This is a genomic window from Bradyrhizobium guangdongense (assembly GCF_006483445.1).
GTDB lineage: Bacteria > Pseudomonadota > Alphaproteobacteria > Rhizobiales > Xanthobacteraceae > Bradyrhizobium > Bradyrhizobium guangdongense_A.
In genome coordinates, this window is record NZ_PPPT01000040.1 from 1 (window position 1) to 16,467 (window position 16,467).

Here is a 16,467-nt window from a genome sequence, read left to right on the forward strand (position 1 = left end):
GACCGCCAGAACGTTGGGCTCGGCGAGCCAGGTCGCCGCATTGGCCTCGCCCACGCCGCCGGTCGGGCAGAACCGCACGTTCGGGAACGGACCGCCCAAGGCACGCAGGCCCTTGATGCCGCCGGCCTGCTCGGCCGGGAAGAATTTTGCCAGGTCGAAGCCGAACGCCAGCGCCTGCATCAGCTCCGATGCGGTCGCGATGCCCGGGGCGAACGGCAGGGAGCTCGCAGCTGCAGCCTTCAGCAGATCGGGCGTGCCGCCGGGGCTGATGCCGAATTTTGCGCCGAGCGCTTCGGCGCGCGCGAGATCGGCCGGGTTGAGGATCGTGCCGATGCCGACGATCGCCTCCGGCACCTCCGCGATCATCGCCTTGGCCGCATCGGCCGCGACCGGTGTGCGCAGCGTCACCTCCAGCGTGCGTACGCCGCCCGCGACCAGCGCGCGCGCCAACGGCACCGCGTCCTCGAGGCGCTCGATGGTGAGCACGGGAATGACGGTCGCGGCCTTGAACAGCGCGGCGAGCTTTTCGTGTTTGGCGGTCATGGTCATGGGGCAGCAATCTTATCTTGAAGCTTATTTGGATGCCTGGCGCGAGCTGGCTGAGCGATGTCGCCGCTTCGGCGGCATGGCATAGGGCGGGATGATCGCGCCGGGATAGCAGATCACGAGGCCGGCGAGACGATGGCCGGCATGGGCGGCCTCGACTGGATCGGCGTCGGCGAGCCGGGCGGCGATATAGGCCGCGGCAAAGCTGTCGCCGGCGGCCGTGGTGTCGACCACGGGCTTCGTGACCGGCTCGGCCCTCACCTCGCTCGAGCCGCCGGGGAAGCGCAACAGGCTGACGGGCTCGGCGAGGCGCAGCACCAGCTCGGGCGCGCCAATGCGCGCCATGAGCTGGGTGGGACTTTCGCCGGGGCAAAGCGTGGTCATGTCCTCGGTCGAGCACAGCACGATATCGGCGGCCTCGAAGGCCGCACCAAAGGCCTTTCGTGCGACATCGAGGTCGGGCCAGCCGCGCGCGCGGAAATTGGTGTCGAACACGAAGCGGGTGCCGAGCAGGCGCGCGCGCTTCACCGCCGCCAGCAGGCGCTCGCGGCCGCTCTCGCTATAGAGCGAGAGCGTGATCGCCGAGAGGTAGACGATGTTGTAGCCCATCAGCGAGTTGAGGATCTCGTCCGTCTCCGGCACGTCCATCAGCCGCCGCGCGGCGGAGCTTTCCCGCCAGTGGAAGAACTGACGCTCACCTTTCGCATCGGTCTGGATCATGTAGAGGCCCGGCAGCTTGCCGGGCAGTCGCAGCACCCGCCGCGTCCCGACGTTCTCCGCGGTCCAGGCCGCGATCATCTCGTCGCTGAGCGCGTCATCGCCGAGCGCGGTGAGATAGTCGACCTTGACCTCGAGGCGCGCGAGATAGACGGCGGTGTTGAGCGTGTCGCCGCCAAAACCGCGCGAATAGAGGCCACCGCCCTGCCCGGCGGACTGTCCGCCAGAGTGCCCTCCTTGGGCCTGCCGGAGCTCGATCATGCATTCGCCGATGCAGGCTACGTTCGCCATGGCTTCACCTGCGCCATTCAACGGGCAACATCAAGCAACGAACGTGCCGCCGAGCTCGTCTTCGATGTGAATGCGGATGATGTCGTCAAAGGTCTTCTCGGCCGTGGTGAAGCCGAGTTCGAGCGACCGCTTTGCATTGAAGTTGCGCGGCCAGCCGCCGACGATGCCGACGATGAAGGGATCCGGCTCGCGCTTGATGCGCGCGGCGACTTTTTCGCCCGCCACCCGCTTCAACGCTGCGATCTGCTCGCCGACCGTTGCCGACAGGCCGGGCATGGTAAGGTTGCGGCGCGGGCCGACCGTGGCGAGATCCATCGTGCCGGCATGCAGCAGGAAGCCGACGGCCGAGCGCGGCGTCGCGTGCCAGTGGCGGACGTCCTCGGAGACCGGCAGAACCGCTTCCTTGCCGGCGAGCGGCTCGCGCAAAATGTTGGAGAAGAAGCCGGATGCCGCCTTGTTGGGCAGGCCGGGCCGGATGCAGATGGTCGGCAGGCGGATGCCGATGCCCTCCAGAAAGCCGCGGCGGGAATAGTCGGCCAGCAGCAATTCGCCGATCGCCTTCTGCGTGCCGTAGCTGAGCAGCGGCGTGTGGAAGAACTCGTCGCCGATCGCCTCGGGGAACGGCGCGCCGAACACCGCGATCGAGGAGGTGAAGACGACGCGCGGCTTGTAGCCGCCGCCGACCAGCCTGATGGCGTCGAGCAGCATCCGCGTGCCGTCGAGATTGATGCGGTAACCCTTGTCGAAATCGAGCTCGGCTTCGCCGGACACGATCGCGGCGAGATGGAAGATGACGTCGGGACGGCCGGCGATCAGCTTCTCGGCCGCGCCGGCGACGGCGAAATCGCCGGACACGGTGTCGACGGGGAAGCCGGACATTTCGGGCTTCTTGGGCTCGACCACGTCATGCATGGTCAGGCGGGTGATGTCGCTCTTGCCGAGGCGGCCGTCGCGCAGCAGACGTTCGCACAATTTGCGGCCGACCATGCCGGCAGCGCCGAGAACCAGAATGTGCAAGAACCAGACTCCTCTTATTGGTTTCTTATTGGTCTTGAGCGCGTCGCCTCGACGCGAACTGTACCCGGCCCGCCATCATTCCTTCACCGCGCCGGTCATCGCCGACACATAATGCTCCACGAAGAAGGCGTAAAGGATAACCAGCGGCAGCGAGCCCGCCAGCGCGCCGGCCATCAGCGAGCCCCAGCGATAGACGTCGCCATCGACGAACTCGTTGACGATCGCGACGGGGACGGTCTTGTTGCTGACCGATTGCAGGAACGTCAGCGCGTAGATGAACTCGTTCCAGCACAGCGTGAAGCAGAAGATGAAGGCCGAGATCAAGCCGGGGATCGCCAGCGGCAGCACGATCTTGAGCAGGATCTGCCAGCGGCTGGCGCCGTCGATCAGCGCGCACTCCTCGAGCTCGAACGGGATGGTCTTGAAGTAGCCCATCAACAGCCAGGTCGAGAACGGGATCAGGATGGTCGGATAGGTCAGGATCAGCGCCATCGGCGAGTCGAACAGGCCGTACTGGAACACGACGGTGGCGAGCGGAATGAACAGGATCGAGGGCGGCACCAGATAGGCGAGGAAGATTAACCCGCCGACGAGATTGGCACCCTTGTAGCGCAGGCGCACGATCGCATAGGCCGCCAGCACGCTCGCGATGATCGAAAGGACGGTCGCGCACACGGCGACGTACATCGTGTTCCAGAGCCAGTGCGGATAGTGGCTCTCGAACAGCAGCTTGTAGAAGTGCTTGAACGTCGGATTCCAGGTCCAGAACGGGCTGTAGGTATCGAGATCGATCAACTGCTCATCCGGTTTGATCGACGTCAGCGCCATCCAGTAGAACGGAAACAGCAGGATGAAGACGATGATCGAGAGGGGGATGTAGAGCGTCACGATCCGGCGCGGGACCGATTGGAGATAGCTCATGCCCTCGCTGTTATCGACCCGCGCAGGCGTGGCCAAAATGGTCTTGAGGTCGACCTTGGAGGCAGGAAGATCAGTCATTGCTCTCTCCCTGCTGCCACTTGCGGCGCTGCAGACCGAACCAGGACACCATGATCGCGGCAAGCAGGAACGGGATCATCGCGCTCGAGATCGCCGCCCCCTCACCGAGCTGGCCCGCGATGATCGCGCGCTGATAGGACAAGGTCGCCATCAGATGGGTGGCGTTGACCGGACCGCCGCGCGTCATCGCCCAGATGAGCTGGAAGTCGGTGAATGTGAACAGCACCGAGAAAGTCATGACGACGGCGATGATCGGCGTCAGCAAGGGATAGGTGATGTAGCGGAAGTTCTGCCACCGCGTCGCGCCGTCCAGCGTCGCCGCTTCATAGAGCGAGGGCGACACGGTCTGCAGACCGGCGAGCAGCGTGATCGCCACGAACGGCACGCCACGCCAGATGTTGGCGAAGATCACGCACACCCTCGCCCAGGTCGTATCGCCGAGGAAATTGATGTTTTGGCTGATCAGCCCGAGATGCCTGAGCGACCACGAGATGATCGAGAATTGCGAATCGAAGATCCACCAGAACGCAAGCGCCGACAACACCGTCGGCACGATGAAGGGAACCAGGACCATCGCGCGCAGCATCGCCTTGAACGGCATGTTCTCGTTCAAGAGCAGCGCGAGATAAAGGCCGATGGCGAATTTGATGGCGCTGGCGAGGAAGGTGTACAGCAGCGTGTTGAAGATTGAGAGCCAGAAGATACCGTCATCCCACAGCCACTCGTAGTTCTCGAAGGCGATGAACTGGCCGACGCGACCGATCTTGGTGTCGGTAAAGGAAAGCCAGATGCCAAGCCCAAGCGGATAGGCCAGGAACAGCACCAGAAACGCCATCGCCGGCAGCATGAACCAGATGCCGAGCCAGTTCTTGTTGTGCTTGAGCTGATCCCACGAAGTCGCTTCGCGGAGTTTCGGCTTGGCCTTTTCCGGGGCGAGTGCAATGTCGGCCATGGGCGAGTTCCTGGGCGATGTCCGTTAGCTTAAGCCAAGCGGGCGGCGGTTGAGCCGCCGCCCGCTTTCACTTCTTAGCGATAAATGCGCTTCAACTGCCGCTCGGCCTCGGCCATTGCGCCCTTGGCATCCTTGGAGCCGGTGCAGTAGTTGGCGAACATGTCGACCACGATGAAGTCGGCAATCGCGGTTGCCGCCTTCTCGCCGACATGGCCAATGCCGGACGCCGGCAGCGCGCGCTTGGAAGCCTCGCGGAACACCGCGTTCTTCGGATCGGCGGTCCAGATTGGCGAGTTGTCATAGGCGTTGAGCGTGTGGGTCAGATAGCCCCGCGCGCCAGTCAGCCATTTGTCGAAGTTCTCCTTCTCCAGCATGAAGGCGACGAACGCCTTCGCTGCGTTCGGATATTTGGTGAAGTTGAACGCCAGGATCGGAACGGTGAGCTGCAGCTCAGTCGGCTTGCCGATCGGGCCGACCGGCCACAGCGCGTGGTAGGTGTCCTCCGCCAGATCCTTCTTGGCCGGGTCGTCCTTGGCGGCGATGTAGATCGAGATGCCGTTCAGCGTGCAGTACAATTCGCCGGCCAGGAACGCCTTGTTGTTGGAGCCGTCGTTCCACGACGGCGTGCCCGGAATGAAGGTGTCGGAAAGCGCCTTGACATATTCCAGCGCCTTCGCCGTCTCCGGCGAGTTGATGATGACCTTGTCATCCTTGTCGACGGTGTAGGCGCCGTGCCCCCACAGCATCCCGTGTAGCCAGCCGTTGGCGTCGCCGGAGGCATGGCCGAGCGCCATGCCGGCCGGCGTGTTGTTGGCCTTCAACGCCTTGCACATTTCAAGGAAGCCCGGGAAATCCTTCGGGAACTCCTTGAAGCCCGCCTTGTCGGTCGCCGACTTGCGGTAAGTGTAATAGCCGCCGACGGTGGCGACGGGAATGCCGAGCCAGTCATTGCCCTGCATGCAGGTCTTCTGCGCCGCGTCGGTCCAGCCGCCGTACTTCTTGCCGAGATAATCGGCAACGTCGTTCATCTTCAGCGCTTTGGTCGGGAAGAGCTGCGGCAGCGTGTGCAGGCCCCAGGCTAGATCGAGGCCCGAGCCGGTGTTGGCGGCAACCGAGGCCTTCGGCTGCACGTCCTCGAAGGATTCGCTGAACACGTTCATCTCGGTGCCGGTGGCCGCCTTGAACGCTGCGACCATGGCGTTGAACGCCTCGTCTTCCGCCGGCACGAAGCGCTTCCAGCGCATCACCGTCAGCTTGGCACCCGGCTCGGCCTTCCACGGCGAGTCCGCGGCCCAGGCCCTTGCGAAGTCGAACAGTGCCGGCCCAGTCAGCGCGCCGGTTGCAGCCAGCGCCGTTCCGCCTTGAAGCAATGCCCGGCGGGTAAAGTCTTGCATGTCGTCCTCCCTGTGATGCTTTTTGTTTCCCTTATGCGTTGAGCCGCTTGCCCGTTGCATCGTCGAACAGATGCACGAGAGACGGATCTGGTTTTAACCGGATCTTGTCGCCCGGATTGAATTGGTGACGCTCGCGGAAGACGGCGACGACCTGCTCGCCGCCGACCTTCGCGAACACCTGGGTCTCCGAACCCGTCGGCTCCACCACGATGATCTCGGCTTCTGCGCCGTCGTCAGCGATGGTGAAATGCTCGGGCCTGACGCCGTAGACCACTGGCCGTCCGTCGGACGCCGTCGGCGCGCTCTTCAGCGGCAGCTTGACGCCGTTCGGCCCCTCGAAGGTGGCAACGCCGTTCGAGCGCACCGTGCCCTTGAGGAAATTCATCGCCGGCGAGCCGATGAAGCCCGCGACGAACTGGTTTTCCGGCTTGTCGTAGAGCTCAAGCGGCGTGCCCATCTGCTCGACGATGCCGTCATGCATGACGACGATCTTGTCGGCCATGGTCATGGCCTCGATCTGGTCGTGGGTGACGTAGACGGTGGTGGTCTTGAGGCGCTGATGCAGCTCCTTGATCTCGGTGCGCATGGCGACGCGCAGCTTGGCGTCGAGATTCGACAGCGGCTCGTCGAACAGGAACACCTGCGGATCGCGCACGATGGCGCGGCCCATGGCGACGCGCTGGCGCTGGCCGCCGGAGAGCTGGCGCGGATAACGCTCGAGCAACGGCGTCAGAGCGAGGATCTCGGCGGCGCGCTTCACGCGCTTGTTGATCTCGTCTGCACCTGCGTTGCGCAGCTTGAGCGAGAAGCCCATGTTGTCGGCGACGGTCATGTGCGGATAGAGCGCGTAGTTCTGGAACACCATCGCAATGTCCCGCTCCTTGGGCTGGACATTGTTGACCACGCGGTCGCCGATCGAGATCGTGCCCGAGGTGATGTTCTCCAGACCCGCAAGCATGCGAAGCAGGGTCGACTTGCCGCAGCCGGAGGGCCCGACCAAGACGACGAACTGACCATCCTCGATCGGAATCGTCACGCCGTGCAGAACTTCAAAATTGCCGAACGATTTCCGCACGTCGCGGATTTGCACAGACGACATCTAGCTCCCTCCTCACAGACCACGACGCCACTCAGAGCGCCGCTACCGTCTTGTTTTTCTGAAACTTCGCCGATCGAAGCCCGGTTTATCGGGCGGCATTGTCGGCAGTTTGTGCGGTTTTTGCAATTTGTCTTTGGTTAGTCTGGTCTGGTAGCGCTGTCAATGTTCCTTTGTTTGCACAGGCGCCTGTGCTATGAGCAGCAAATGGGACGAAAACGCACCAAGTCTGGAAAAATCCGGCTGGCGGAGGTCGCAGAGCTCGCCGGCGTGAGCCCTATCACCGCGTCCCGCTTTTTCAGGAATCCGGAGGCGCTGTCGGTCGCCAAGCGCACGCGGGTCGAAAGCGCCGCCAGGGAGCTCGGCTATGTGCCGAATCTCGCCGCGCGCGCGCTCGCCTCGCAGCGCACGGAAGTGATCGGCGTGCTGATCCCCTCCCTGACCAACAACGTGTTCTCAGACGTGCTGCGCGGCATTTATGACGCCTCCGAAGGCGGCCGCTATTCGATCCAGCTTTCCAACACCCGCTACAGCATCCTCCAGGAGGAAAAGCTGCTGCGCCTGTTTCTTGCGCAGAAGCCGGCCGGGTTGATCGTCACCGGCATCGACCAGACCGCCGAATCGCGAACGATGCTGGAGGCCGCCGATTGTCCGATCGTCCAGATCATGGAGATCGGTCCCAATCCCGTCGACATGATGATCGGCTTTTCCCACTATGATGCTGCGCGCGCGGCCGTTGCGCACCTGTTCGCGCAGGGCTGCCGCAAGGTCGGCTTCGTCGGCGCGCGCATGGACCCGCGCGTGCAACGACGTCTCGACGGCTACGTGTCCGCCATGAAGGACGCGGGCACATTCGACCAACGGCTGATCGTCACGACCGCAACGCCGACATCGGTCACGCTCGGCGGCACACTCTTTGCCGACCTCCTGGCGCGCCAGCCCGACATCGACGCGGTGTTCTGCGCCAACGACGACCTTGCACTCGGCGTCTTGTTCGAATGCCGGCGGCGGGAGATCGCGGTGCCCGACCAGATCGCGATCATGGGCTTTAACGATCTCGAATTCATGGCCTCCTCCGTCCCGACTCTGACCAGCGTGCGCACCAATCGCTACGAGATGGGCAAGACTGCTGCCACAATGCTGATCGACGCTATCGACGGGCGGCGTCCCGAGCAGGCGGTTCTCGATCTCGGTTACAAGGTGATCGAGCGCCAGAGCTCGCTGCTGCGGCGCCCGAACAGCCAAGCTGCGGTTTCCGGAATGGTCGCCGGATGAACAAAATGATAGCGTTACCAACAGCTCATGATTAGTATCGAACTTGTGAGGAAACGAGCCGTCGACAGGCCGACCGCCGACACGCGGTGGCGCCGTTGGGCATCGCACAAGCCGAACGCCTGAGAGCCGAGAGCTTTTGGCACCCGTGCGTTTGCATTGCAGGAGAAACCAATGACAACAAACAAGACCAACGGGCAGCACCCCGCCTCATCGGGCAAGCGTCGGCTTCGCTCCAAGGAGTGGTTCGACAATCCCCATAACCCGGGCATGACCGCGCTCTACATGGAGCGCTATCTCAATTACGGGCTCACCCGCGAGGAATTGCAGTCCGGCAAGCCGATCATCGGCATCGCCCAGACCGGCAACGACCTCTCCCCCTGCAACCGCCACCATATCGACCTGGCCCACCGCGTCCGCGAGGGCATCCGGATGGCCGGCGGCATCGCGATGGAATTCCCGACCCACCCGATCCAGGAAACCGGCAAGCGGCCGACCGCCGCACTCGACCGCAACCTTGCCTATCTCGGCCTGGTCGAGATCCTGTTCGGCTACCCGCTCGACGGCGTGGTGCTGACGACCGGCTGCGACAAGACGACGCCCGCGCTCATGATGGCGGCGGCGACCGTCAACCTGCCCGCGATCGTGCTGTCGGGCGGCCCGATGCTCAACGGCTGGCACGACGGCGAGCGCACCGGCTCGGGCACCATCGTCTGGAAATCCCGCGAGCGGCTCGCCGCCGGCGAGATCGACTACGAAGAGTTCATGCAGATCGTGGCCTCGTCCGCCCCGTCGGTCGGCCATTGCAACACGATGGGCACTGCTTCCACCATGAACGCGCTGGCCGAGGCGCTCGGCTTCTCGCTGCCGGGCTGCGCGGCGATCCCCGCGCCCTATCGCGAGCGCGGCCAGATCGCCTACGAGACCGGCAAGCGCATCGTCGACATGGTCTGGGAAGACCTGAAGCCATCCGACTTCCTCACGCGCAAGGCGTTCGAGAACTGCATCGTCGTCAACTCGGCGATCGGCGGCTCGACCAATGCGCCGATCCACATCAACGCGCTGGCGCGCCATATCGGCGTCGAGCTGTCGATCGACGACTGGCAGAAGCACGGCCATGACGTGCCGCTGCTGGTCAACATGCAGCCGGCCGGCTTCTATCTCGGCGAGGAATTTCATCGTGCAGGCGGCGTGCCGGCGGTGGTGCGCGAACTGATGAAGCACAAGCGCATCCACGAGGACGCGCTGACCGTCAACGGCCGCGGCATCGGCGCCAACTGCGCCGAAGCGCCGAAGCCCGACAGCGACGTGATCCATAGCTACGACAAGCCACTGGTGAAGGACGCCGGCTTCCTCGTGCTGCGCGGCAACCTCTTCGATTCCGCGATCATGAAGACCTCAGTGATCTCCAAGGAGTTTCGCGACCGCTATTTGAGCAACCCGAAGGACCTCAACGCCTTCGAGGGACGCGCCATCGTGTTCGAGGGTCCGGAGGATTATCACGAACGGATCGACGATCCGTCGCTCGATATCGACGAGCGCTGCGTGCTGTTCATCCGCGGCACCGGCCCGATCGGCTATCCCGGCGGCGCCGAGGTCGTGAACATGCAGCCGCCGGCGGCGCTAATCAAACGCGGCATCATGTCCCTGCCCTGCATCGGCGACGGCCGGCAGTCCGGCACGTCCGGCTCGCCCTCGATCCTCAATGCCTCGCCGGAAGCGGCAGCCGATGGCGGGCTCGCGATCCTCAGGACCGGCGACAAGGTGCGCGTCGACCTCAACAGGGGCAGCGCCAACATCATGATCTCGGACGACGAGGTGAAGAAGCGCCACGCTGAGCTGAAGGCCAGCGGCGGCTTCAAGCATCCGCCGAACCAGACGCCGTGGCAGGAGCTCTATCGCAACACCGTCGGCCAGCAGTCGACCGGCGCCTGCATGGAGCTCGCCACGCGCTACCAGAACGTCGCCGGCACGTTTGGTGTCGCGCGGGATAATCACTGACTGTCATTCCGGGGCGCGACGAAGTCGCGAGCCCGGAATCCATCAATCCACAGACTTAGCTGCGCAATGGATTCCGGGCTCGCGCCAAGAGGCGCGCCCCGGAATGACCAATTGAAAAGGAGAACAAGAAAATGGCAGATCGCCTCAAGGGGAAGCGCGCCGTCGTCACTGCGGCTGCGGCCGGCATCGGGCGCGCCTGCGCTCTCGCATTTGCGCGTGAAGGCGCAACCGTGATCGCCACCGATATCAACGAGGGCGGCATCGCCACGCTGACCAAGGAAGGCATCGCCGAGACCGCAAAACTCGACGTGCGCAACACCGCCGACGTCAACGCCTTTGCCAAGCGCATCGGCAAGATCGACATCCTGCTCAATGCGGCCGGCTTCGTGCACCACGGCACGATTCTGGAGTGCTCGGAGGAGGATTTCGATTTTTCGTTCGACCTCAACGTCAAATCGATGCACCGGACCATCAAGGCGTTCCTGCCGGCGATGATCGCGGGCGGCGGCGGCAGCATCGTCAACATCTCGTCCTGCGCGGCACTGCGGCCGCCGGCCAACCGCTACGTCTACAGCGCCTCGAAGGCCGCGGTGTCGCTGCTCTCGCGCGCCGTTGCGCTCGACTTCATCACCAAGGGCATTCGCTGCAACTCGATCTGCCCCGGCACCGTCGAGACCCCCTCGATGCTCGATCGTGCCGCCGCGCAAGGGCCACAGGGCAAGGAAATGTTCATCTCCCGCCAGAAAATGGGCCGGCTCGGCACCGCCGATGAGATCGCCAGCATGGCGATCTATCTCGCGAGCGACGAAAGCGCGTTCACCACCGGCGTCGACCTCGTCGTCGACGGCGGTTACATGCTCTGACGGGATCGAAGGCTCATGAACAAGATCGATCTCAACGGTCGGGCAGCGGTCGTCACCGGCGGCGCCCAGGGATTTGGCCGCGCCATTGCCGAGCGCTTCGTCGCCTCAGGCGCAAAGGTCGCGATCTGGGATTTTGACCAGGCGCTCGCGGAAAAAACCGCCAAGGCGATCGGCGACGGCGCAATCGTGGTCAAGGTCGACGTCTCCGATGCCGCCTCCGTCGATGCCGCGCGCGATGCGACACTGAAGGCATTCGGCAGGATCGACATCCTCGTCAACAATGCCGGCATTGCCGGCATCAACAAGACGGTGTGGGAGACCGATCTCGAGGAATGGCGCAAGGTGATGCGCATCAACCTCGACGGCCCCTTCATCTGCTGCAAGGCGATCGTGCCCGTGATGCTGAAGCAGAAATACGGACGCGTCGTGAACATCGCCTCGATCGCCGGCAAGGAAGGCAACCCGAACGCGGCTCATTACTCCGCTTCGAAGGCCGGCCTGATCGCGCTGACGAAATCGCTCGGCAAGGAGCTCGCGGCGCACGACATCCTCGTCAACGCGGTGACGCCTGCCGCGGCGAAGACCGCGATCTTCGACCAGCTCACGCAGCAACATATCGACTTCATGCTGTCGAAGATTCCGAAGGGCCGCTTCGTGCTGGTCGAGGAGCTTGCGGCGATGGTCGCCTGGCTCGCCTCCGAGGACTGCGGATTCTCAACCGGCGCTGTGTTCGACATTTCCGGCGGCCGCGCAACCTATTGAGGGCGTCATGACCAGAGAAGGCGGATGCCTGTGTGGAGCGGTGCGGTTCAAGGCCGAAGGCGAGCCGCTTAACGTCCGCGTCTGCCATTGCCGCAACTGCCAGAAGGCGATGGGCTCGCCCTTCTTTGCGCGAGCGCTGTTCCCGCAGACCGCGCTGACGATCACCGGCGAAACCGGCCAATACCCGACGTCGGACCGCATCGATCGCGTGTTCTGCAAGCAATGCGGCACGCGACTGTTCTCCTGGCGCCGTGACGGCTCCGCCGCTGGCGTTGCGCTGGCGACCTTCGACGACCGCAACGCCTTTGCACCGTCCGAGCACATCTGGGTACAGGAGAAGCTCGCCTGGCTGAAGTTCGACGACGGCCTGCCGCAGCACCCGCAGACGGTTCCCTTGTAACCGCCCCATGCTAAGGTACCGGCGTTCGGGAATCCTCATCGCGTGAACATCACACTTTACGATCTCTCCGTCTGGGTCTTGCCGCTCGTGATCGCCATCACCTTCCACGAGGCCGCGCACGGCTTTGTCGCGCACCGGCTCGGCGACAATACCGCCTGGCAACTCGGCCGCGTCAGCTTCAACCCGCTCCGGCACATCGACCCGTTCGGCACCGTGCTGCTGCCGGCGATGCTGCTGTTTTCGCATTCGCCGTTCCTGTTCGGCTATGCCAAGCCAGTGCCGGTGAATTTCCGCAACCTCAACCACCCCAAGCTCGACATGGTCTGGGTCGCGCTTGCCGGCCCCGCCACCAACATCCTGCTGGCGCTCGCCACAGCCCTCGCCTTCCATGCCCTGCCCTTCGCGCCGGCAAGCTCTGCCAAATGGATTGCCGACAATCTCAAGAACTCGCTCGTGATCAACGCGGTCCTGGCCGTCTTCAACATGATGCCGATACCGCCCCTCGACGGCGGTCGTGTCGCGGTCGGGCTCTTGCCACGGCCCCTCGCTTTGCCGCTTGCGCGGCTCGAGCCGTTCGGCATGCTGATCCTGATCGGGCTGCTGATCCTGCTGCCGCTGGCGGGTTCCCAGTTCGGTCTAAATCTTGATGTTATTTCTGTAATACTGCGAACGTTGACCGGATATGTGATTCAGGTGGTTCTCCTCCTGACCGGCAATGCGTAGTTGATCAGTACCGATCCGACGCCAAACCCGAAGGGCCCGAGGCCAACTTGGTCAAAGCTGCCGACATGCTGATCGCGCGACGGGCCGACACCCGCGCCCGCGCCGATTTTGCCACCTGGAAGATGATGGCGAAGCTCAACGGCTTCTCGGCCCTGCCTCCCGAGGCCCAGAATTTCCTCGCCGGCTACAAGACGCTGCTGGATCAGCTGGGCGAGGACGAGGCGACCGAAGCCACGATCACCGAGGTCTACAAGGCCTACTATGCCGAGATGGGCGGCGGCGGAACCCCGCCTGACGTCCGTCCGCGGGCCAGCGAGCCCGTGGCGGACAATGTTACCGCCTTCCGGCGGCCGGCGCCGAAGCCAAAGACGGCAAGCCGGTTCTCTGTAAGCGCGACCGGGAGCTCCGGGAAGCGGCCGCTTCCGGTGGCGCTGATTTTCATCTGCCTGGTCGTGGTCTACGTCGCGATCCGCATGCTCTGGAAATAGCCCCGCCGAAGCTGCGAGGTGCGGCTCAGCCGTTTTTTTTCTTCTGCTCGTCCCTGAACAGCACCGGCAGGCGGAAGCTGAAGGTCTCCTCGGTCAGGGCGGCCGGGGGCTGCGGCACGGGGTCGGAGCGCCGGACCATCGAGATCGCCTCGCGGTCGTAAGCCTGATCGCCCGAGGATTCCACGACCTCCACTGAGACGATATTACCGCGACGGTTGAGGACGACGCTGACGGTGACGACCGCCTTGCCCTTCTTCTCCTTGGGATAGCGTAGATGCTGCTGGAAATAGGCGCTGATCTTACGGCCCCATTCCGCGGTGAGCTGAAGTGCGTCCTTGCCGATCCCGATCACCGGCGCCTTGGTCTTGTCGGCCTCGCGCGCATCTTCGTCGAGCGCTTGCCGCGCCGTTTCGAGCTGGGCATGCGACTCGTCCGAAGCGGGCGTCTCGATCGCTGCGACCTTCGGTTCGTCCTCGATCGGCTTCTTGGAGTCGTTCTGGGTCACGATCCGGTCCGGATCCTCCGCCTCGTTCGGCCGATCCTTGGGAAGCTCGGTTTCCTTCACCTCCGCCTTCTGCTCGGTCAGCTGCGGCGATTCCTGCTGGGCCTCGGTGTCGGGTCCGGGCGGAAGGTCGTAGTCGACCACCTTCGGCGAGGCCATCTCGACAGCGAACTCCGCACCGCTCGCACCCAATCCTTCGTTGCCGTCACTAGACGGCAGATGCGCGATCGCAAGTGCCGCGCCGCCGAGGTGCAGCGCAAGCGCGGCCACGGCGGCGGCGATCCATAGCCGTTTGGGCGCCTTTGGCTCGTGGTCGAGGTCGGTCATGGCAGCACGTGCTTCTCAGGGCTTTGCGGCTTCCGCCGCCGGGGCCGGCGCAGGGCCTCCCGGAGTTCCCGCCGGCACCCCTTCGATGGCGACCAGCTTCACCTTAGAATAGCCGCCCGCGCGCAAAATCTCCATCACGCCCATCAGCTCGCCATAGGGCACGGACTTGTCGGCGCGCAGGAAGACGTATTTGTCCTTGGTCATGTCGGCCACACCGTCGAGCGAGCTGACGAGCTCGGTGCGCCGGACCGGATCCTCGCCGATCGCCAGCGTCAGATCGGACTTGATGCTGACATAGGTCGGCTTGTCCGGCTTCTTCTGCGGCGTCGCGCTTGATGTCGGCAGGTCCACGGGCAGATCGACGGTCGACAGAGGTGCGGCGACCATGAAGATGATCAGCAGCACCAACATGACGTCGATGAAGGGCGTGACGTTGATCTCGTGCGTCTCGGAGAAGTCCGCATCGTCGTCGAGATCATTGTCTGCGATCGAAGCACCCATCGCCTACTCCGCCGCCGCGCGCGAATGCGCGCCGCCATGGCTGCGGTCGAGATCGCGCGACAACAGCCGCGCCGACACGCCCGAGGCGCGGCTGACGAGCTCGAGATAGCCCTTCGTCAGGCGCGAGAAGTGATTGTAGATGATCACGGCCGGGATCGCCGCGACGAGACCGATCGCGGTGGCGAGCAAGGCTTCGGCGATGCCGGGCGCGACGACCGCAAGGTTCGTCGTCTGCGACTTCGAGATGCCGATAAAACTGTTCATGATGCCCCAGACGGTGCCGAACAGGCCGACGAAGGGCGATGTCGCGCCGATGGTCGCGAGCACCCCCATGCCGATGCGAATCCGGCGTGACTCGGCGCGCACGATCTCGGCAAAGCTCGAGGCCGCGCGCTCCTTGATGCCGGCGTCGCTGGAGATACCCGCCGACATCCGCGCCTCGCGCATGGCGGCCGCGAGCAGGGACGGCAGAATGCCTTCCTTGGCGCCGAGCGCGAACTGCGCCTCCGCGAGCGACCTGGACTCGGCGATCTTCTTCAGCGCCGAGCGCAGCTTGCGCTGCATGACCGATAGCTCGATCGACTTCGCAATGAAGACGGTCCAGGTCACGAGCGAGGCGAAGGCGAGCCCGATCATGACCCCCTTCACGACGATGTCCGCCGACATGAACATCGACCAGGGCGACAGTTCCTTCATCAAGGGCCCGCCGCTCGATTTCGCAGATGTCGCTTCGACGACCGGCCCCCCAGTCGCGGCAGCCGGAGCGAGCGATGCCTTGGGCGTCGGCGCCGGATCGGTTGCCGGCTGCGATGTCGCGGGCGGTGGTGCCTGCGGGGCCTGCTGCTGCTGCGCCGCAACCGGCTGCGCCAGCCACACGGCCGCCAGCGTCACGGCTGCGGCAAGGCTCGCTCGGAGAAAAATCGACTTCATACTTCGGCCCAGGTGCGAATGAGGTTGTGATAGATACCGGTCAATTTGACCGTTTCAGGGTCGTCGCGTCCAAGCCGACCCGCCAACGCCTGAATGGCGGTGTCGAGGTCGAAGATCAGGCTGCGGGCTTGGTCATCCCGTATCATGCTCTGCAACCAGAAGAAAGACGCGACCCTCGCGCCCCGCGTTACCGGTGTCACGAGGTGCAGGCTGGTCGAGGGATAGAGGACGCAGTCGCCGGCCGGCAACTTGATTTCATGCGTTCCGTAGGTGTCCTCGATCACAAGTTCGCCACCGTCATAGTCCTCCGGCTCGCTAAGGAACAGCGTGACCGAGAGATCGGTGCGGATGCGAAGGCCGGTCAGCCGGTCGCCGCGGATCGCATTGTCGACGTGGAGGCCGAAATGATGCCCGCCGCTGGCCGCGTACCGGTTGAACAGCGGCGGGAAGATCTGCAGCGGGATCGCCGCCGACAGGAACTGCGGATTCGACGTCAACGCCGAGATGATGCGGTTGCCGAGTTTTCGCGCGACATCGCTATCGGGCGGCAATTGCTCGTTCCGTTTCACCATTGCAGATTGCGCGCCGGCCGTGGAACGGCCGTCTTCCCACTCGCTCGCATCCATGATGCGGCGGAAATCCGCTACATCATGTTTGCTCAGGACGCCCGGCACGCAGGTCAGCAT

Annotated in this window: 18 protein-coding genes; 7 read left to right on the plus strand and 11 right to left on the minus strand. The window is 64.1% G+C overall.

What is annotated here, in order from left to right:
• The 7 genes from eda to C2U70_RS06450 form a co-directional block, all read right to left on the minus strand.
• The coding region (gene eda, locus C2U70_RS06420; RefSeq protein ID WP_140977143.1) for a bifunctional 4-hydroxy-2-oxoglutarate aldolase/2-dehydro-3-deoxy-phosphogluconate aldolase at window positions 1-549 on the minus strand (549 nt) is incomplete at its 3' end.
• Between the two features lie 24 nt (window positions 550-573).
• Window positions 574-1,554 (minus strand): sugar kinase, encoded by a 981-nt coding sequence (locus C2U70_RS06425; RefSeq protein WP_140977145.1) that lies wholly within the window; start codon window positions 1,552-1,554, stop codon window positions 574-576.
• A gap of 30 nt (window positions 1,555-1,584) precedes the next feature.
• Window positions 1,585-2,571 carry a D-erythronate dehydrogenase gene (gene denD / locus C2U70_RS06430; protein WP_140977146.1) on the minus strand — a complete coding sequence of 329 codons (987 nt, stop codon included), beginning with the start codon at window positions 2,569-2,571 and terminating at the stop codon, window positions 1,585-1,587.
• Window positions 2,572-2,646: 75 nt separating this feature from the next.
• Window positions 2,647-3,570, minus strand: coding sequence for a carbohydrate ABC transporter permease (locus C2U70_RS06435; RefSeq protein ID WP_140977147.1), 924 nt, complete (start codon window positions 3,568-3,570; stop codon window positions 2,647-2,649).
• On the minus strand, window positions 3,563-4,522 hold the full coding sequence (locus C2U70_RS06440; RefSeq protein WP_140977149.1) for a carbohydrate ABC transporter permease: 960 nt from the start codon (window positions 4,520-4,522) through the stop codon (window positions 3,563-3,565). Before C2U70_RS06440 ends, C2U70_RS06435 begins: the two co-directional genes overlap by 8 nt.
• A gap of 74 nt (window positions 4,523-4,596) precedes the next feature.
• Window positions 4,597-5,916 (minus strand): ABC transporter substrate-binding protein, encoded by a 1,320-nt coding sequence (locus C2U70_RS06445; RefSeq protein ID WP_140977151.1) that lies wholly within the window; start codon window positions 5,914-5,916, stop codon window positions 4,597-4,599.
• A gap of 31 nt (window positions 5,917-5,947) precedes the next feature.
• Entirely contained in the window at window positions 5,948-7,015 is a 1,068-nt protein-coding gene (locus tag C2U70_RS06450; RefSeq protein WP_140977153.1) for an ABC transporter ATP-binding protein, read from the minus strand.
• A gap of 204 nt (window positions 7,016-7,219) precedes the next feature.
• Here C2U70_RS06450 and C2U70_RS06455 point away from each other — a divergent pair, with 204 nt between their 5' ends.
• The 7 genes from C2U70_RS06455 (at window position 7,220) to C2U70_RS06485 (ending at window position 13,521) form a co-directional block, all read left to right on the plus strand.
• Complete coding sequence (locus C2U70_RS06455; RefSeq protein ID WP_140977154.1) at window positions 7,220-8,287, plus strand: LacI family DNA-binding transcriptional regulator; 1,068 nt, start codon at window positions 7,220-7,222, stop codon at window positions 8,285-8,287.
• A gap of 171 nt (window positions 8,288-8,458) precedes the next feature.
• On the plus strand, window positions 8,459-10,285 hold the full coding sequence (locus tag C2U70_RS06460) for an IlvD/Edd family dehydratase (protein ID WP_140977156.1): 1,827 nt from the start codon (window positions 8,459-8,461) through the stop codon (window positions 10,283-10,285).
• A gap of 131 nt (window positions 10,286-10,416) precedes the next feature.
• Window positions 10,417-11,148 (plus strand): SDR family oxidoreductase, encoded by a 732-nt coding sequence (locus C2U70_RS06465; protein ID WP_140977158.1) that lies wholly within the window; start codon window positions 10,417-10,419, stop codon window positions 11,146-11,148.
• A 15-nt stretch (window positions 11,149-11,163) separates the two neighbouring features.
• Window positions 11,164-11,910 (plus strand): SDR family NAD(P)-dependent oxidoreductase, encoded by a 747-nt coding sequence (locus tag C2U70_RS06470; RefSeq protein WP_140977160.1) that lies wholly within the window; start codon window positions 11,164-11,166, stop codon window positions 11,908-11,910.
• Window positions 11,911-11,917: 7 nt separating this feature from the next.
• Complete coding sequence (locus C2U70_RS06475; RefSeq protein WP_140977161.1) at window positions 11,918-12,310, plus strand: GFA family protein; 393 nt, start codon at window positions 11,918-11,920, stop codon at window positions 12,308-12,310.
• 42 nt (window positions 12,311-12,352) lie between these two features.
• Window positions 12,353-13,033, plus strand: a complete 681-nt coding sequence (locus tag C2U70_RS06480) for a site-2 protease family protein (RefSeq protein ID WP_140977162.1) — start codon at window positions 12,353-12,355, stop codon at window positions 13,031-13,033.
• Window positions 13,034-13,098: 65 nt separating this feature from the next.
• Complete coding sequence (locus tag C2U70_RS06485; RefSeq protein WP_140977182.1) at window positions 13,099-13,521, plus strand: hypothetical protein; 423 nt, start codon at window positions 13,099-13,101, stop codon at window positions 13,519-13,521.
• A 25-nt stretch (window positions 13,522-13,546) separates the two neighbouring features.
• On the opposite strand, the gene C2U70_RS06490 is transcribed toward C2U70_RS06485, so the two are convergent.
• From C2U70_RS06490 to C2U70_RS06505, 4 genes are read right to left on the minus strand one after another with little or no spacing between them, the layout of a single operon-like run.
• Window positions 13,547-14,350, minus strand: a complete 804-nt coding sequence (locus C2U70_RS06490) for a cell envelope integrity protein TolA (protein ID WP_140977163.1) — start codon at window positions 14,348-14,350, stop codon at window positions 13,547-13,549.
• Window positions 14,351-14,365: 15 nt separating this feature from the next.
• Window positions 14,366-14,851, minus strand: coding sequence for a TonB system transport protein ExbD (gene exbD / locus C2U70_RS06495; protein WP_140977165.1), 486 nt, complete (start codon window positions 14,849-14,851; stop codon window positions 14,366-14,368).
• A gap of 3 nt (window positions 14,852-14,854) precedes the next feature.
• Entirely contained in the window at window positions 14,855-15,781 is a 927-nt protein-coding gene (gene exbB / locus C2U70_RS06500; RefSeq protein WP_140977167.1) for a tonB-system energizer ExbB, read from the minus strand.
• Window positions 15,778-16,467: a Fe2+-dependent dioxygenase gene (locus C2U70_RS06505; protein ID WP_140977168.1), complete on the minus strand. Its 690-nt coding sequence runs from the start codon at window positions 16,465-16,467 to the stop codon at window positions 15,778-15,780. Before C2U70_RS06505 ends, exbB begins: the two co-directional genes overlap by 4 nt.